This window comes from Hyphococcus formosus (genome assembly GCF_046736345.1).
In the GTDB taxonomy this organism is placed as follows: Bacteria; Pseudomonadota; Alphaproteobacteria; order Caulobacterales; family Parvularculaceae; genus Hyphococcus; species Hyphococcus formosus.
Genome location: NZ_CP157210.1, coordinates 1,956,063 through 1,973,137, shown reverse-complemented (window position 1 = coordinate 1,973,137; position 17,075 = coordinate 1,956,063). Strand labels below are relative to the sequence as shown.

The 17,075-nt window shown below is 55.5% G+C and carries 19 protein-coding genes; 12 read left to right on the top strand and 7 right to left on the bottom strand.

Features of this window, described 5'->3' with window-relative positions; all coding sequences use genetic code 11:
- Positions 1–160: 160 nt before the first annotated feature.
- A complete protein-coding gene (locus tag ABFZ83_RS09000) occupies positions 161–1,912 on the top strand; it encodes an ATP-binding protein (protein ID WP_411816218.1) in 1,752 nt (583 codons plus the stop codon).
- A 34-nt stretch (positions 1,913–1,946) separates the two neighbouring features.
- Complete coding sequence (locus ABFZ83_RS08995; protein ID WP_411816217.1) at positions 1,947–2,282, top strand: DUF1491 family protein; 336 nt, start codon at positions 1,947–1,949, stop codon at positions 2,280–2,282.
- Positions 2,283–2,301: 19 nt separating this feature from the next.
- Here the strand turns inward: ABFZ83_RS08995 and ABFZ83_RS08990 are convergent, their stop codons facing one another.
- Positions 2,302–3,462, bottom strand: a complete 1,161-nt coding sequence (locus ABFZ83_RS08990; RefSeq protein WP_411816216.1) for a DUF2336 domain-containing protein — start codon at positions 3,460–3,462, stop codon at positions 2,302–2,304.
- A gap of 80 nt (positions 3,463–3,542) precedes the next feature.
- Between ABFZ83_RS08990 and ABFZ83_RS08985 the strand changes: the two genes are divergently transcribed.
- Positions 3,543–4,280 (top strand): SH3 domain-containing protein, encoded by a 738-nt coding sequence (locus tag ABFZ83_RS08985; protein ID WP_411816215.1) that lies wholly within the window; start codon positions 3,543–3,545, stop codon positions 4,278–4,280.
- Between the two features lie 58 nt (positions 4,281–4,338).
- On the opposite strand, the gene ABFZ83_RS08980 is transcribed toward ABFZ83_RS08985, so the two are convergent.
- Positions 4,339–5,376, bottom strand: a complete 1,038-nt coding sequence (locus tag ABFZ83_RS08980) for a DUF6607 family protein (RefSeq protein ID WP_411816214.1) — start codon at positions 5,374–5,376, stop codon at positions 4,339–4,341.
- Positions 5,377–5,601: 225 nt separating this feature from the next.
- Between ABFZ83_RS08980 and ABFZ83_RS08975 the strand changes: the two genes are divergently transcribed.
- Both ABFZ83_RS08975 and ABFZ83_RS08970 read left to right on the top strand, forming a co-directional pair.
- Positions 5,602–7,722, top strand: coding sequence for a TonB-dependent receptor domain-containing protein (locus ABFZ83_RS08975; RefSeq protein WP_411816213.1), 2,121 nt, complete (start codon positions 5,602–5,604; stop codon positions 7,720–7,722).
- A gap of 16 nt (positions 7,723–7,738) precedes the next feature.
- Positions 7,739–7,930, top strand: coding sequence for a hypothetical protein (locus ABFZ83_RS08970; RefSeq protein WP_411816212.1), 192 nt, complete (start codon positions 7,739–7,741; stop codon positions 7,928–7,930).
- 3 nt (positions 7,931–7,933) lie between these two features.
- On the opposite strand, the gene ABFZ83_RS08965 is transcribed toward ABFZ83_RS08970, so the two are convergent.
- From ABFZ83_RS08965 to ABFZ83_RS08950, 4 genes are all read right to left on the bottom strand, one after another.
- Entirely contained in the window at positions 7,934–10,045 is a 2,112-nt protein-coding gene (locus ABFZ83_RS08965; protein WP_411816211.1) for a transglycosylase domain-containing protein, read from the bottom strand.
- A gap of 192 nt (positions 10,046–10,237) precedes the next feature.
- Entirely contained in the window at positions 10,238–10,459 is a 222-nt protein-coding gene (locus ABFZ83_RS08960) for a hypothetical protein (protein WP_411816210.1), read from the bottom strand.
- Positions 10,460–10,495: 36 nt separating this feature from the next.
- Positions 10,496–11,035: a flavodoxin family protein gene (locus ABFZ83_RS08955; RefSeq protein WP_411816209.1), complete on the bottom strand. Its 540-nt coding sequence runs from the start codon at positions 11,033–11,035 to the stop codon at positions 10,496–10,498.
- 60 nt (positions 11,036–11,095) lie between these two features.
- The gene (locus ABFZ83_RS08950; protein WP_411816208.1) at positions 11,096–11,536 is read right to left on the bottom strand and encodes a VOC family protein; all 441 of its coding nucleotides are present in this window, start codon (positions 11,534–11,536) and stop codon (positions 11,096–11,098) included.
- Between the two features lie 79 nt (positions 11,537–11,615).
- On the opposite strand from ABFZ83_RS08950, the gene ABFZ83_RS08945 reads away from it, so the two are divergent.
- A complete protein-coding gene (locus ABFZ83_RS08945; RefSeq protein ID WP_411816207.1) occupies positions 11,616–12,281 on the top strand; it encodes a helix-turn-helix transcriptional regulator in 666 nt (221 codons plus the stop codon).
- Positions 12,282–12,302: 21 nt separating this feature from the next.
- On the opposite strand, the gene ABFZ83_RS08940 is transcribed toward ABFZ83_RS08945, so the two are convergent.
- Entirely contained in the window at positions 12,303–12,788 is a 486-nt protein-coding gene (locus ABFZ83_RS08940) for a DUF2165 family protein (RefSeq protein ID WP_411816206.1), read from the bottom strand.
- A gap of 153 nt (positions 12,789–12,941) precedes the next feature.
- Between ABFZ83_RS08940 and ABFZ83_RS08935 the strand changes: the two genes are divergently transcribed.
- The 6 genes from ABFZ83_RS08935 to ABFZ83_RS08910 all read left to right on the top strand — a co-directional run bounded on the left by ABFZ83_RS08935 (position 12,942) and on the right by ABFZ83_RS08910 (position 17,064).
- Complete coding sequence (locus ABFZ83_RS08935) at positions 12,942–13,379, top strand: YcgN family cysteine cluster protein (RefSeq protein WP_411816205.1); 438 nt, start codon at positions 12,942–12,944, stop codon at positions 13,377–13,379.
- A gap of 130 nt (positions 13,380–13,509) precedes the next feature.
- The gene (locus tag ABFZ83_RS08930) at positions 13,510–13,908 is read left to right on the top strand and encodes a hypothetical protein (RefSeq protein WP_411816204.1); all 399 of its coding nucleotides are present in this window, start codon (positions 13,510–13,512) and stop codon (positions 13,906–13,908) included.
- Positions 13,853–15,106 (top strand): DNA-packaging protein, encoded by a 1,254-nt coding sequence (locus tag ABFZ83_RS08925; RefSeq protein ID WP_411816203.1) that lies wholly within the window; start codon positions 13,853–13,855, stop codon positions 15,104–15,106. Before ABFZ83_RS08930 ends, ABFZ83_RS08925 begins: the two co-directional genes overlap by 56 nt.
- Positions 15,107–15,117: 11 nt before the next feature.
- On the top strand, positions 15,118–16,278 hold the full coding sequence (locus ABFZ83_RS08920) for a phage portal protein (protein WP_411816202.1): 1,161 nt from the start codon (positions 15,118–15,120) through the stop codon (positions 16,276–16,278).
- The gene (locus ABFZ83_RS08915) at positions 16,271–16,546 is read left to right on the top strand and encodes a hypothetical protein (protein WP_411816201.1); all 276 of its coding nucleotides are present in this window, start codon (positions 16,271–16,273) and stop codon (positions 16,544–16,546) included. The genes ABFZ83_RS08920 and ABFZ83_RS08915 overlap by 8 nt, the downstream gene beginning before the upstream one ends.
- Before the next feature lie 11 nt (positions 16,547–16,557).
- Entirely contained in the window at positions 16,558–17,064 is a 507-nt protein-coding gene (locus ABFZ83_RS08910; RefSeq protein WP_411816200.1) for an HK97 family phage prohead protease, read from the top strand.
- Positions 17,065–17,075 lie beyond the last annotated feature (11 nt).

Here is a 17,075-nt window from a genome sequence, read left to right as displayed (position 1 = left end):
GTATCTGAATTCTTAGAATAAAATTAACCAACTAGCTCCACAGCATGCGGAAAAATAACAGCAAAATGCCGCTCTAATGCTCTAGCCATTGACCTTTTCTTGAGGAACATTCCGCTAAATTGAGAACGCGGCAAGCATTGCTTTTGGAGACGATTTCACGATGGAGCGCTGGGTAAAATCCTATGAGCGTTTTTTACGCATATCGGAACATGGACGCCCAGATGAGGTAATGCGTATGCGCGCCGTTTGGATCATCGGCGCGATGATCTGTGCGACCCAGCTCGCGAATTTCGTTCTGATGTTTTTCATCTACCATACGTGGACCTTTGATCACACGCTGACGCTTGTCGCCGTCGCGATCATTCTTGGCTCAATGCAGATGGTGCGGTGGTTTAAAAACCCGTTTTTCTATTCGGTGCTGTATTCAATCTTAATGGTAACGTCAGTTCTTGCGGCGGCCCTTTATGGCGCATCCGGCATTAATACCGCGATCTTGCCATTAATCGCTATCGGTCCATTGATGGCGGGGTTTATCGCCGGGCGTCGTGCAGCGACAACCTTCTGCGGCGCGGGGACAGTGTTGCTCGTGGCGATCTATTGGGTATCGCTGAACAATCCATCGCTGATTGCGCCGTTCGATTATTCGCGCGAGACCAATCGTTTCATTCAAGCGATGTTCGTCTTGTATGTTTCGACCGGCATCTCAGTCCTGATTACCGAAAGCGTTTATACAGCGCTTGAAAACGCCCACAAAAATGCGCAGCGGGCAAGGCGGGCGGAAGCGGCGAAAAGCCAGTTCCTCGCCACCATGAGCCATGAGCTCCGTACACCGCTAAATGGTGTCATTGGCTTGACCGACGCGGTGTTGAACGGCGATTTGCCGGCGCGTGAGAAAAAACTGACCGAAACCATTCGGACATCCGGCGAGTCGCTTTTGCTGATCCTCAATGACATGCTCGATCTTTCAAAAATCGAAGCAGGCATGTTAACGCTGGAACCGCGCCCGACCGATCTTCGCGACCTCGTCCGGTTTGTATGCGATAACTGGCGTGAGGCCGCTTCGGCAAAGGGGGTGACCGTTACGGCCAAGGTCACGGGGCCAATACCGCCTGCGGTGATGATTGATGATTTGCGCCTTCGACAGATCCTTCAGAATCTTGTTTCGAACGGGGTAAAATTCTCCGCGCACGGACATGTTGTTGTGCATCTTCACGCAACAGCGCGCGGGGCGGGCAATTATCGCCTTGATATCCGGGTCAGTGATACCGGGAAAGGCATTCCTGACAATTTGATTGAACGGGTCTTTGAACCGTTTGAGCAAGGTGAGCGCGGAACATCGCGGGTCTATGGCGGGACTGGGCTTGGATTGCCGATTTGCCGTGAACTGGCTGGCCTGTTGGGCGGGAAAATCTGTGTCGAAAAGACCGCAGACAGCGGTACGACCTTCTTGCTGACGCTGGCGGTGGATGCGGTGACGGTCTCCGTTGATGAGATGGACGACGAAATCTATGACGCGGCCAGCGACCTTTCGGGCTTGCGCGTCCTTGTTGCCGAAGATAACGAGGTCAATCGTCTCGTGGTGGGCGAGTTTTTGAAATCCTGGGGGATTGCGCCGGTATTTGCCTGCGACGGACAGGAATGTCTCGACCTGTTTGAAGACGGCAGCTTCGACGTGGTTCTGGTCGATAAGAATATGCCGATCATGGGCGGTATCGAAGTGGTGCAAACCATCCGGCAACGGAATGATCATAAGGCCGCAACACCGATCATTGCTGTCACTGCTGATGCGATGTCCGGTGAGCGGGAAGAAATGCTCGCGGCGGGGATGAATGACTTCATTACCAAGCCGCTACGCGCTGATGCGTTAAAAGCGATGTTGGTACGCACCATGAAAGAGCCAAAAGCCGCTTGACCAATGCGCGCCGTTGCGTAAGCGTGCGGGTGTAATGATCGAACCTCGCCTGAAAACCGAAATCCGTGTTTCTGCTCATCTTCGCCGCGCCCAAGCCGGCGGTGCTTTCGCGACGATAGTTCGCAAAGGTGATCCGGATGCCGGCGCGGTGGCGGTAAAGCTTTTTATCGCGCGCGGTGATGTGCGCCTTTATATTCAGAGCCGCGATCTCGACGGGAATCCGATCTGGCGCGAACCTTTCAGCGATGATCCTGAAACCGACGATATCGAAGCGAAGATTGACCGGTGGATCGAAAAAGAAAGTGCGATTGATCCGGATATTTGGGTTGTCGAGATTGAAGACAGAGAGGGACGAGCCTTTCTCGAATAGCATTTGGCGTTCGATCAGGTCACGCTGTTTGGCGCTTGTCCGAACGCCGCGTCGCGGTTGCCTTTGCGTCTAAAATAATCGTCTGATTGGCGTTCTGAACGGCTTTGCTGCGCAATCGCCATAACCGCATCAGCTTCTTTGCGGCGTCCGGTGGCACCTTCAGATAAAGATCGAGGATCCGCAGCGCCTTTGCCTTGTCGCGCCCTTCGAGCAGGACACCAAACACCAGCCGCGAAAATAAATCGCGATGGATTTCCAATGCGCGGCAGGCGATGGCCAGTGCCTCAAAGCGGCTGTCGTTCAAAATGGTTTTCACGGCATCTTCATCAAGCCCGGCAAGATAGGCGAATGCGAAAATAAACTCGTCGATTTTTCGCTCGCTGATCAACGCGCGCAGTTGCACTTCGGTGAGATGGCCCTGGATAGAGCGCTGATACACCGAATGGCGGAGATGTTCTTTGTCCTGACCCGGATGAAATAATGATGCGCGATTGATCTGAATTGCTTCATCGATCAGTGCGGGTTCGAGATGGTCCGAACGGTTCAGGATTTGCGATTTCAAGGCCGCAGGGACATAGAAATAAAGGCGGGTCAACAAGGCCGGTGAAAGATCAAACCGGTTGACCAACGGCGCTTGCAGCGATGTCAGCTTCCTTGACTGATCGACCAACGCTTCAAGCACATGGGGCCTGAAATGCGCCCGTTGATTTTTCAATAGGGAAATGGTGATCACTTCATTGTTTAGGGCCAATAAAGCTTCACTGACGGCATAGCTAAGATCAAAGCGATTGGCGATGGCGCGATGATGCGCAATGCCGCGTGCGCGAATAATGGCGCAAATATCGTCGTCTTTTAAGTTCGGGCTAAGACGCAGGATTGATTCCGCGATTGAAATGTCATCGCGCGCCAATTGTTTTAATACCCGTCGCGGGGCATCGGCGCTGTGGGCAAGACGCGCACCAATGGCCTGGCGCGTTTCCGGATCGGCATTCGCGCAAAGCGCGCAAACCAAACCATCGAACTCATCCAAGGCCGCACCATGAAATTTTTCTGGCGCTGCCATAAAAATGTCGATTAAGCTGCGCAAAAACTGAACTTCTTGTCCGGTTCTGGCGTTAGCGCTTTTGCGTTTGACGCGCGCACCAGCCAAGGTCAGTAATTCGACGAGTTGCGTTGCCATGTGTCTCCCTCCACAAGCTGCGCAGAGTGTGCAACAAAGGTAAACAAAACGTCGCCGAATTGCCCTAGAGGAGTGACTAAATGTTCAGAGGTTTTATTCAAAAAACGGCACCTTTATTTACCTTGTTGGGTGTCTTTACTTTAGGGGCGTGCTCGACTCTCTCCTCGATGGACCCGTTTGGCGGCGACGATATTAACTATGCCAAGGGCGCGGATCTCAGTTCACAATTATCGCGCGCGGATCATGATGCGCTGGCATATGCCTTTGTTCAGGCTATGAATACCGGCAAGCCACAAGGGTGGCGCGGCAGTAGCGCAAGGGGCGTGGTCGAGCCGGAATCCTATGCCATTGCCAATCTAAAAGGGAATCCCGATGCGCGGATTGATGCCAGCCGCGGTGATTTTGAATTGACCCATATGGTGGAAACCGAAATGGGTCTTTATGTGCTGACGCGCAATTCCAATATCCGGACTGCGCCATCGACCAAGGGCAAAATCGCCGAGGTGCTGCCGTCTGGTTCTGGGGTCGATGTGGTTGGCCGTGTCACCGACAAGAACTGGATGTTGATTGCCGCGAATGACACTGTGCGTGGTTATGTTTTTGGTGATTTGCTGATCAAGGCACCTGGCTCTGAGCTTGAGCTGGCGGGTGGGCCGGTGCGTATGCCGGTGCTTTGCCGAAAGTTCAGCCAGCGGATTAATATTTATTCGGAGCGAACCGAATGGAGCGGCGCGGCTTGTAATGACGGCACCGGGTGGCGACTCGCCCCGCCAGAACCGGAAGCACCGACAACGGATGATGAGTTATTAGGGCTCTAAACGAAAACACCGGGCGCAAGGCCCGGTGTTCTTTTATGTATTGATGTCGGGTGCGCGGTTAATAGGCATCGCCGCTGACTTTGGCCGCAACCCGCTCGGTCACATTGCCAATATCGGTCGTCGTATATTCTGCGATGACCGCTTTTGCCTCTTCGAGCGCGGCATCAGCGGATTTTTCATCCTTTTCGACCGCTTCAGCCAGTTCGAGGATCGGCATGTAAAGCGCTTCCGGTTCGCCTTGAATCGTCAGGCCAAAAACCGGGTTCTCGGTTTCGATCTTTGTCCACTCATCGCGGATGCCCGCCCAGAATTCTTCTGTCGCGGCCCAGTAATCGTCGCCGACCGCAATGTCGAAATCGTCGAAATGATCATACGTGTTGATCGCGATTTCCCGGACGAGGGCGCGCGGCTCACCACTCAGGATGACCTTTGTGTTGTCCTGCTCATGCACCCAGCCATCTGGCGTAATCGCATGGCGGTTGACCGCATTCACCGCATGATAATCATCGCGCGTCGTGGCGTCACGGCGGGGGAGGGGGCGAAGTTCCGCAGGTGGGTTCCACGCGGAAACGCCATAATCATGGCTCCATGTACCGATGGCACCATAGCGGGGCGCATCATCAACCTGATAAACGGTTTGCGACCACTTGCCTTTGCCGTTTTTCACAGGGCGTCTTTCCCAGGCATTCCCGCCAATAAAAACCAAAACGCTTTCCGGTTCATATTGCCAATCCTGTCGCCAATGTTTGACCGGAAATTTCTTCTCGCCGCCCACCACGAGGATATGCTGTAGGCTGATGAAAGTGCCGCTATCTTCGATTACCCGGACAATTTCATGGCCGCCCGAATGTTTGCGGTCCTTGATTTCGTAATCAGCAGCAAAAGGAACCGTTTCGATAAAGTCGAACTTCACTTTGTAATTGCCGGCCATGGCCAGAATCGCTTTGCGGTCTGCCTCGAACTTTGCGCTCTGTGATTGACCACGTTCCGCCTGATCACTTGTGCTTTGGCCTGTCTGTGCTGTTGCGCATCCACCAAGGGCAAGTATTGCCAAAGCGGCGATCGCGATGCGCGTTCCGTCATTGTGAAAATTCATATTCGATCTTTCTCCCATATACGGTTTTGCCCGGACCGATCCGACATCGCCGAGCGCGGCCCCAAAATCGTTTTCAAAAAAATCTATACTGCGAGTGATTCTGAGTTGCAATCGCAATTAGGCAATGTTATCGATCCATTGTTGCAAATCATTCGCAACTAGACTGGGGAAATGGCCAATCGCGCGGCAGGACGAAGCGTTTGCGGCAGAGTTTTTGAGGATGAGATGAAAAAAACATATTTGATGAGTGCTGCAATTTTGGGGGCAGCAATACAGGCAGACATTGCTGTCGCGCAGGACGATGAAGAATTTGAATTGGCGCAGATCGACGAAATTACGGTCTACGCCACCCGAAATCCGATCCCGGCTTTTGACTATCCCGGTCAGGTTACGGTCATTGGCGAAGACATTATTGACGACATCAACCCATCGACCATTGCCGATATTTTCACCGCCGTTCCCGGTGCCTCAATTGGGGGAGGCCCTCGCCGGACTGGTCAGACGCCGGATATCCGTGGACTATCCGGCGAGGGCGTATTGGTCCTGTTTGATGGCGCGCGGCAAAGCTTTTTGTCCGGTCATGACGGGCGCTTTTTCATTGATCCTGATCTCCTGCGCGCGGTCGAAGTTGTTCGCGGGCCCGGTTCTGCGCTTTATGGCTCGGGCGCGCTCGGCGGTGTTGTCGCGATGCGGACGATCACGGCGAGCGATCTGTTGGAAGACGGCGAAACGGCCGGTTTCAAAGTTGGGTCGGGCTATCAGAGCGTCAATGACGAGTTTCGCGTAAGCGGCACTGGCGTCTGGCGGAGCAATGACAACCGCTTTGACGTCGTCGGAAACCTGACCTTCCGCCTGTCAGAAGACATCGAGCTCGGCAGCGGCGTGACTCTTCCGGCGGATGATGAGGTTGTTTCCTCACTCCTGAAAACCAGCTTCCGCCCGAATGAGGATTGGGAATTATCCGCGTCATGGATCAGGTTTGGCGGCGATTCAATTGACCCGAACAATCCGCAGGGGAACAATATTGGCGGGCCCGGCAATGACAATGTGTTTCGGAATATCGACACCAACACATTTCAGGGAACGGTCAATTATAACCCGGCAGATTCTGACCTGATCGACGCTAATCTGGTTGCCTATCTGACCAAAAACGAGGTCGAAGAGGCGGAAGTCAACACCACCCGTATTGTCAGCCGCGAAGTCGAAACCTTTGGTGTTTCGCTCGATAACCGCTCACGGTTCGATCTTGGCCCGGCAGCGCTGACGCTGACCTATGGTGGCGAGTTTTACCGCGACCAACAGGCCGGCTTTGACAATACGACCCCTGACGGCACACGGGGCGGCGTCCCCAATGCGACTGCAAAATTCTACGGCGCGTTTGTTCAGGGTGAACTTGCCGTAGATAGCCCGCTCGGCGCACCCGGCGTTCTCACGCTCCTCCCGGGAGTACGCTGGGATAAGTTCCAGACCAGCGCGTCGAGCGGGCCAAATACTGATGATGAAGCCTTATCGCCAAAGGTGGGTGTTTCTTATAAGCCCATCGATGCGCTGATTATCTTTGGCAATTGGTCCGAAGCCTATCGCGCGCCGTCTTTCAATGAGATCTATGCGGATAATGTGCATTTCCAGATTCCGAATTTCTCGTCTCCGAGTTTCGAGCTTGTAACCAACTTCTTTATCCCTAACCCCGATCTGGTTCCCGAAGAATCACAGACATGGGAAGTGGGTGCGGGTCTCGATTTTGAAAATCTGTTCAGCAATGGCGATAGTTTTACGATCAAAGGGTCTTATTTCAAATCTGACGTGACCAATTTGATTGATCTTGAGGTCAATATTCCGGCCGGCTGTTTCGGTGCGCCATTCCCGCCTTGCGGCACGGGCGAAGCCTTCGGGAATTTTAGCCGCAATGTGAATGTCACCAATGCGGAACTTGATGGCGTTGAAATCGAGGCCAATTACGACAGCCGTTTTGCCTATCTGCGCGGGAATTTTTCAACCATTGATGGCCGCGATATGGATAGCGGTGATTTTGTCGGCATCCTGACACCGGACATTTATTATATTGATGGCGGTGTGAAATTCGCAGGCGGCGATATGCGTCTTGGTGGCCGCCTGTCGCTCGCCAGCACCTTCGACAAGGTCAATGACCCTAACGATATCCGCGACAGCTATGCGGTAGGTGATATTTATGCCGTGTGGGAACCATCAAGCGGCGGCCTGAAAGGAATCCGTGTCGATCTGGGCGTCGATAACATCACCGACACTGATTATCAGATCGTCGCTGCAGGCGTGAGCGAGCCGGGCCGCAACTATAAGATCGCGGTGAGCTGGCGGCAGGGATTCTAATAAAACGGAGGCAGCGATGCTGAGACAACGGGGCGAAGACCGCGCATTACTCACCTGGCTGATGACGCAGGAAAAAGTGTTACAGCTCTGGATCGAAGACGTGACAGCACATGGACCAAAAGAGTCCGATCTCGTTGCTGACCTCGAAAAACACCATGACTGGCTGTCGGCGCAGATCGACCGCCTGTCGGGGCAAAAAGTGGCTTAGATTTTAGCGCCGCCGATTATAGCGGCGTTCATCGCCATCGCGGCGCACACGATTTAACCCGCGCGATACTTCCGCGTAGAAATCAAGCAATACCGGCTCGGCGGCATAGCGTGCCGCCGGAAAGGCCCCATCTAGATTGCGCATCGGCAAGCCCTGATGGGCGGAGGTCATAAAGTCTTTCCAGATTGAGGCCGGGATCGTACCGCCGGTGACCTTTTCCATGGGCGTATAGGCGTCATTGCCAACCCAGACACCAGCAATGATTTGCGGCGTGTAGCCGACAAACCATGCATCGCGCCAATCATTGGTGGTGCCGGTCTTGCCGGCGGCCTGTCGCCGACCGAGCCGCGCACGGCCACCCGTACCCGACAACATCACCTGATAGAGAAGATGGTTCATATCGCGCGCCACGTCTTGGGCCATGACCCGTTCGGGCGCGCGTTCATCGCGGTAATATAGCTCTTCGCCGTCGCGGGTTTCGATGCTCGAAATCGCATAGGACTCGGGGGCCAAGCCGCCACGGGCGAAGGGGATATAGGCACCGGTCAATTCTTCGAGGGTGACATCGACCGCGCCGAGCGCAATTGATCGGTGTGCGGCGATTTCAGAGCGGATGCCCAACCTTTTGGCCGCCGCCGCAACTTTGGCGCGGCCCACCCGTTCGGTGACCTGAACGGCCACGGTATTGATCGACTTTGCGACCGCTTCGGTCAGGCGGACCGGCCCCGCATAGCCGGGGGTGTAATTGGTGGGTTTCCACCCGGCAATATCAATCGGCTGGTCGATGAAACGCGATTGCGGGGTCAGGCCCGCTTCCATCGCCGCCACATAGACAAAGGGCTTAAAGGCCGAGCCCGGTTGGCGCTTTGCCTGCACAGCGCGGTTGAACTGGCTTTCCTTATAGTCGCGGCCACCGACCAAAGCGCGCAAGGCACCATCGGCGTCATAGGCCACCAGCGCCGCTTGGTCTGCGCCTTTCAGGCGGGCCTCGACCGTGAGCGCGGCTTTCACGGCGGCTTCCGCATCGCGCTGTAATTTTTGATCGATCGTGGTCCGGACGATCAGATCGCCGCTGGCATTCGGCACCAATCGTTTTGCTTCAGCGGCGGCATAGTCAAAGAAATAGCCCAGCCCGTTATCGACATTATATTTTGCGATCGTTGGCGGGTTGGACCGCGCTTCGCGCGCTTCAAATTCGGTGATCGCACCAATATCAAGAAGGTTGTCCAAAACCTCGGCGGCGCGACGCTGCGCCCCGAGCGGGTTTTGCGTCGGCGCATAGGTCGAAGGCGCTTTCGGCAATCCGGCCAGCATTGCGGCCTCGGCCAAGGTGACGTCGCGCGCGGATTTTGCGAAATAGGTCTGCGCCGCGCTTTCGACCCCATAGGCCCCGGCACCGAGATAAATCCGATTGAGATAGAGCGACAAGATTTCGTCTTTGGTGTAATGGCCTTCGATCCAGAGCGCCAATAAGGCTTCGCGCATTTTGCGCTCATAGGTCTGGGTGGGGGAGAGGAAAAGATTCTTCGCGAGCTGTTGGGTGATGGTCGAACCGCCCTCGACAACCGCGCCGGATTTCGCGTTGGTGATGGCGGCGCGCAAAGTCCCCCTGAGGTCAACACCGCCATGATCGAAGAACCGGCGATCCTCCGTAGAGAGAATAGCTTTGATCAAATGTTCCGGCAGTTCGTTCGGCTCCACATGCTCGCCATAGCGTGCGCCACGCGCCGCAATCTCTTCGCCATTGCGATCAAGAACGATGATGGCGGCCTGTCGGTTGACGTTCCAGAGATCAGCATCGTCGGGCACGCGCGGGGCCATATAGATAAAGGCAAAGCCCAAAACCGCCGAGGCCCCGAGAAAGGCGAGGGAGACGCCCGCGCCAATGAACGAGCCCCAAAGATTGCGCCAGGCAAATCCGTCGCCGGGGCGTTTGTCATATTTGGCATTTTCCGGATAGGGCGCGCGGCCGCCGGTTTTGGCCGCCGTCTTTTTCTTTTTGGTTAGCCCCGCCCATAATTTGGCGATATCCCCGCGCACCGCAACCGCACCTCTTTTCAGGTCGGCAAACAGCGAGGCAAGGATGGCGCTAAAACTCTTTGGACGCTTGCTCATGCGGGGCTTTTCGTGACTCGCCGCCATTATGACGTGCTTGATTTAAAATAACACTGCTCTTTGTGATGCAAAGAGGGCGTTTTCGGGGCATCAGCGTAAAGATTTCAAGACCTTGATGAAAAGGCGGTAATTCGGCCCGTTATGCGGAACCAAAGCGAAGGGGCAATGTTCGCTTGCGTTTATTTGGGCCATTTAATTAGGCTCGTCTTGCTTGGCGTAGAGCTGCGCCTCTTTGAGCGAATCGAACCAACCGCTGGGGAAGGGAAGCTTGGCGAGATAGCCGCGCGCTTCATTGACGGTCGAAAAATTCGGCAGTTCGGGAAAGTCCTTCAGCCGCTTGAGCAAAGCCGCGTCATCGCGCTCTTCGACGATGGCGGGGATTGCGTTTTTCAAGATGGCAACAGCCACAGGCATTGGTCTCTCCCTTTTAGCCGGGTGGAAAGCCGAACCCTAAATTGACAGCATTGCCTCGCGAAGATCAATCGGTGATTTAACCGTTTGTGCGAACGCTGAAATTTCAGAATTGGCGATAATATCTTCGCTTTCGGACCGGACCTGTTGATACAGCATACCGCCCCAACGCATGTCGAAATAATTCGCCAGATCCACAAAAGGCTGATCGAATGAATTCGGCACGGTTGGCTGCGCGCCGGTTGCCACCAGATAAAGCCGTTTCCCCGCAAGGCGCTTGCCGAGCGGTTTATAGGGGCCGGTCAAGTCGTTGAACCGGTCAATAAACGCCTTCATTTGCGCGCTCATCGTGTACCAATAAACCGGCGAGGCGAGGACAATTGTCTCTGCACGCATCATCATCTGCGCGATGGGCAGGAAATCATCACCCTGATTGCCATAATCATAGTCAAAATAGCCTATATTCAGGGCATTGAGGTCGATGATCTGTCCGTCATCAAGTCCGCTGAAGACTTCACGGACGAGCTGCGCTGTCTGTCCGCCAGAGCGGCTCGTCCCGATTATTCCCAAATAGCTCATTGTCCATTCCCGTGTCTGCTTTCAAAAATACGGCGCAAATATTCCACCATTTCAGCACCTTCACGCATAAAGATTTCTCTCTTCCGGCTTGTCGGAAAAATACTGAACGAACTCGAATTCAATACCTTCCTTGGTTTTGAAATAATTGTTCCGGCGGTGGGGGTGGTCTTCGCCGAGATTATGGGATTCGTAACCGATCTTGTTCAGTCTGCTGACGATGGCTTCAAGATCATCAACCTCAAAGGCCAGATGCGCCAGCCCCGGATCAGTTCCCGCGAGATCCCGTTGTGGTTTGTCACTGGCCTTGGGGCCGAAAAACTCATTCAGGGTGATGTAGTTGTAGTCGTCGCCCACATGAACCCAGCGGCGCGGCACTCCATGCCATTCACCGCCGCCTTCGCCGCGAATGCGCCAGTGCGGGAACGCTGCCAAAAGGAAATTCGCGGTTTCATCAATACCCGTGACCATCAGATTTGCATGTTCAAGCCGTGCTTTGGTCATTTTCGCCTCCTATTTAATAAAGAATATCCTTTAATTAATTCGGCTTGTTTTTGAAAGCAATTCCTTTATATAAAAATCCATGAGCAAAATTCCGAACGAACCCATCGACAAAATCGATAATGCCGACGGCGCAACGCGCGGGGCGGTGATTGACCGGCTCAAGCGGGGCGGGCCGCAATCGGCGACAGCCCTCGCCAAGGACCTCGGCGTGACGCCGATGGCGGTGCGGCTCCATCTTTATGCGCTCGAAGAGGAAGGGCTGGTCGCCGCAGAATCCGAGGCCAAGGGGCGCGGACGGCCCACCAAGAAATGGTGCCTGACCGAAGAGGCAGCGCGGATATTCCCCGATGCGCACCAAGGGCTGGCGGTTGAGATGATCAATTCCGTGCGGGAATTATTTGGCGAAGCGGGATTGAAGAAATTAATCCAAAGCCATGGCGATAAGCAGCGCGCGACCTATGGCGAAAAGATCAATTCGGAAAAACCATTGGCCGAGCGTGTCAAACGCCTCGCCAAAGCGCGTAGCGACGAAGGCTATATGGCCGAGGTCAAAAAAGACGGGCGCGATTGGCTGTTGATTGAAAATCATTGTCCGATTTGTTCGGCGGCAAAAGCCTGTACGGGCCTTTGCGCAAACGAGCTAAAAGTCTTTTCCGATGTGCTTGGCAGTGATGTTGATGTCAACCGCGAGGAACATATCCTCGCAGGTGCGCGCCGATGTACCTATCGCGTCAAGGGACAGTAATCTCGGGACAGTAACCGGGGCTTAGCGGTCGGGCATATTCAAAAAGAGCAACACAATCCCGCTGGACAGATAATAGGTCATGGCCCCTTCCATCGACATGCCACCGGCTGGTGTTTGCCACATCTGAAATACGCCTGCGCCAATGACGGTAAAAAGCCCGAACCAGACCACCAACGCCATGCCGCAGCCCAAAAGCGCCAGCGTTTTCGCATTGTTGAATTCCTCGGCGGATTTACCGGCAACGGACAATAGCCGCAGCGCCCCAAGCCCGGCCAGCACGCCGACCAGCAATTCACCCGTGACAATAATGACCAAGGTCATCGTCACCAATGCCGGATTGGTAATCGGCGGCACGAAACTGTTTGGGTAAACATTGTGATCGGCCAGCGACAACACATAGCCCACAGCCCCCTTGGCCGCTTCCCAATTCAGAATGTTTTCGACGAAATAGGTCAGGCCCTGTAGGGCCACAAACGCAACCAGAACGATTTTGAGTATGCGGATCATTGCATTTCCCTCCCGTAATCCAGCCAATGATATTAGGCTGATTTTCCGGGGATAAACAATTGCAGGAAAAATACGCCACGGGCCGGGCAATCGGTTTGCATTCGCGGCGCTTTAGCTGCTAGGGAACAATTTACGTAAACAAGGCCAAAATCCGTGACCAAGCCCTTTTGGGAAACAAAAAAACTAAGCGAGATGACCCCCAAAGAATGGGAGTCGCTTTGCGATGGCTGTGGGCGGTGTTGTCTTTATATTCTGCATAATGAAGAAACCGGTGATGTCTTTGAAACCGATGTTGCGTGCAAGCTGTTTGACGCGAAAAAGCGCCGCTGCACCGATTATGACAACCGGCTCAAGCGCGTACCCGATTGCGTTCAGTTAACGCCGGATAATATTTCGACCCTTCATTGGATGCCGAAAAGCTGTGCTTATCGCCGGCTGGCTGAGGGGCGGGGCCTCGCGCGGTGGCATCCATTGGTTAGCGGCGATCCGAAAACGGTTGAGCGCGCAAAGATTGCGGTGTCGCCAGATCTCATCCCCGAAGGCGAGATCGATGATGCGACGCTGGAGAGCCGCATAACAAAAGCCCGGTAAGCCCTATAACTTTCGCCTAAAACGCGAAGCGGACTCATGGCGCTACATCACTTGTGTTGAATTCTTCAATATTTCCTAGTGTTGGTGGATAGTTATCCACCCCTTTGTCAGGTGCCCCATTATGCGGGCCATGATGACAAACCAACCCAAACATAATGCCCAGCCAAAAGATGACGATTGGCAATCGCTCTATGCCCGCATTCGTCAGCTTGCGCATCAACGCTCGCTTGCCTTGCTCGAAACCGAAGACGAGCCGGAGGGTTTCGATCGCGGCGCGCGCAGCCTGCGGACATTGATGAGCGCGGCGGAAATCGCACGCCGAATGAAATTCGAAGAGGAAAAGGAACGAAACGTTCATGCAACGGCCAAAGACCCCCCCATCTCCGACGACGCCATCCGCCGCATCAAACGACGGATCGACCGCCAGATTGCGCGCATTGAACGCGAAGATCGCGCGGATCAGGGCCGAAGCGATGCGCGAACTGTTTCCGACGCTGGCGGCGAAGGATTGGGAGGCGAACGCCCATGACCATCAAAAGCCCCCAAAAAGCGATTGGACCACATGGCTCATTCTTGGTGGGCGTGGCGCCGGCAAAACCCGCGCCGGCGCCGAATGGGTGCGTGCGCTTGTGGCCGCCCGCGCCAATGACGAATTGGTGCAACCGGCCATTGCGCTGGTCGCAGAAACCTATGCCGATGCGAGGGAAGTCATGATCGAGGGGCAATCGGGCATCTGCGCGGTGGCGACCGATATTGATCGCCCGGTCTATGAGGCATCGCGGCGGCGGCTTGTCTGGCCCACAGGGGCGGTGGCCTATGCGTTCTCTGCCGAAGACCCCGACGGTATTCGCGGCTATCAGTTCGATGCAGCGTGGTCGGATGAATTGTGCAAATGGCGCTACCCCGAGGAAACATGGTCGAACCTGCAATTGGCATTGCGGTTGGGGCCGCGCCCGCGCCAGATCGCAACCACGACGCCGCGCCCCATGGCGCTGATCAAACGGCTGATGGCGGCAGAAACGACCCATGTGACGCGCGCATCGACCTATGACAATCGCGCGCATTTATCAGAGGCATTCTTTACCGAAATTGCAGCCCTTTATGAGGGCACGGCCCTTGGGCGGCAGGAATTATTAGGCGAGCTGGTCGAAGATATTGCCGGCGCGCTATGGACCTGGACCTTGATCGAGGCGGCACGCATCAGCGCAGCTCCAAGCCTTGATCGAGTGGTGGTCGCTGTTGACCCCCCCACAACAAGCGGCCCCGACGCGGATGAGTGCGGTATCATCGTCGCTGGCGTTGCATATTGCGGCGACATGCATACCGCATTCATTCTCGCGGACTGGTCTGCGGCGGGGCTGACGCCTCGTCAGTGGGCGGAAAAAGCGGTCACCGCCTATCATGAATTTTCTGCCGATCGGGTCGTGGTCGAAGTCAATCAGGGCGGCGATATGGCCAAAACCGTGATCGCCCAGATCGACCCTTTGGTGCCTGTGCGCGGCGTCTATGCGACGCGGGGCAAGCGCCTACGGGCCGAACCGGTTGCTGCGCTTTATGAACAGGGGCGGGTGCGCCATGTGGGCGCGTTTCCGCAGCTCGAAGACCAGATGACCAGCTATATCGGCAGCGGCAAAAGCCCGGACCGCCTTGATGCGCTTGTCTGGGCACTGACCGATTTAATGTTGAAAAAACCTGCGCCGAAGCCCGGCGTCCGGCGCATGAATTAGGAGCGCAACCCATGTCCATTATCCAAAAGCTGTTCAGCCGTGCGCCCGAGGCCAAAGCCTCAGCCGCAAAAGCGCTCATCGCCATGCATCGGCTCGGCGCGCCCGCTTGGACGCCGCGCGATTATGCATCGCTCGCGCGCTCCGGCTTTGAGCGCAATGTCATTGCCTATCGCTGTGTGCGCCTGACCGCAGAGGCGGCGGCGTCGGCACCACTAACGGTAAAAGAGGGCGGTGAAGTTTTATCCGATCATCCATTGATTGATTTGTTGGCGCGGCCCAATGATGAACAATCGGGCAGTGAATTGCTCGAGAGTTTTTATGGCTATCTGCAAACGGCGGGGAATGCCTATCTCGAAGCGGTATCGCTTGATGGTACGCCGCGCGAGTTATATTCCCTGCGCCCGGATCGGATGAAAGCGCGCACCGGGCAATCGGGCTGGGCCGAGGCCTATGAATATTCCGCAGGCGGCCGATCGGTCGTGTTCCGAAAACCGGAAATCGGACAAGCGCCGATCCTGCATCTGAAATTGTTTCACCCGACCAATGACCATTATGGGCTGTCACCCCTCGAAGCCGCTGCCACTGCGGTTGATCTTCATAACGCCGCATCGGCGTGGAATAAATCACTGCTTGATAATGCGGCGCGGCCATCTGGGGCGCTGGTTTATAACGGTCCCGAAGGGGCAGAAAACCTGACCGCAGAGCAGTTTGATCGCCTGAAATCAGAGCTCGAGGACGCCTATCAAGGATCAGCCAATGCAGGGCGGCCCTTGGTGCTGGATGGCGGGCTTGAATGGCGCAGCATGTCGTTATCGCCATCGGATATGGACTTTATCGAGGCCAAAAATGCCGCGGCGCGCGAAATTGCGCTCGCCTTTGGGGTGCCGCCCATGTTGCTCGGCATTCCCGGTGACAATACCTATTCGAATTACCGCGAAGCCAATCTGGCCTTCTGGAAACAGACCGTGTTGCCGCTGGTCAAGAAAACCGCAGCGGCCCTGAGCAATTGGTTTGCGCCGGTCTATCCGGGTGTCAGTGTTATTTGTCAGTCAACGGATATTGATGCGCTATCGGCGGATCGCGACGCGCTTTGGGCGCGGGTTAGCCGCGCAGATTTCCTGAGTGATGATGAAAAGCGCCAGGCGCTGGGGCTGGAGGTGCGCAATGCATAGCGTGACTTTGCCGAAACCGCCCGGTGACAAGCCCCAGGAGCTTAGGGTTACGATTGCGATTGGTGCTGCCGTGATTGTTCAAGGCGGGCTTGGCCTGATCTGGGCCGGGGCCGCGACCGAACGGCTCGCCCAGCTTGAGCGCCGGTCCGTTGATGACGCCCAGATCCTTGAGCGCACTGCGCGCCTCGAAGAGCAAACCCGTTTCATCTCTGCCGCGCTTGTGCGCATCGAAGACAAAATCGACCGCAATAGCGGCGAGGGGGAGTGATGGTCAGAATCATGACCGAGGTGAAAGCCAATGATAATTGCCTTGTCGCCGATATCGAAGGCTATGGCGCGGTATTTCATAAGCCGGATCTTAATGGCGATATCATTGTGCCCGGTGCCTTTCGCCATGATGGGCCGGTGCGGATGCTCTATCAACACGCGGCGGAAACGCCAATCGGGCGCTGGACAAGCCTGAAAGTAGACGAGTTCGGATTATTCGTTCGGGGGCAGATTATTTTATCCTCGCCGCGCGCACGGGAGGTGCATGCGTTGCTCATGGGCGGGGCGCTTGATGGTCTTTCGATTGGCTATCAAACCATTCGCGCCGCCAAAATCAAAGCCGGGCGGCGCATTCTGTCCGCGTCATTGTGGGAAATATCGGTGGTGACCTTTCCCATGGCCCCGCACGCGCGGATCACCAAGGTCAGCCCGCCACGGCCAGAGCGCCAAAACCCCGAGCCATCGCCGGGCCAATTCGCAACGGCGCTGCGTCAGGCGGCATCGGCACTGTCAGTCTAAAGCCTATCAGT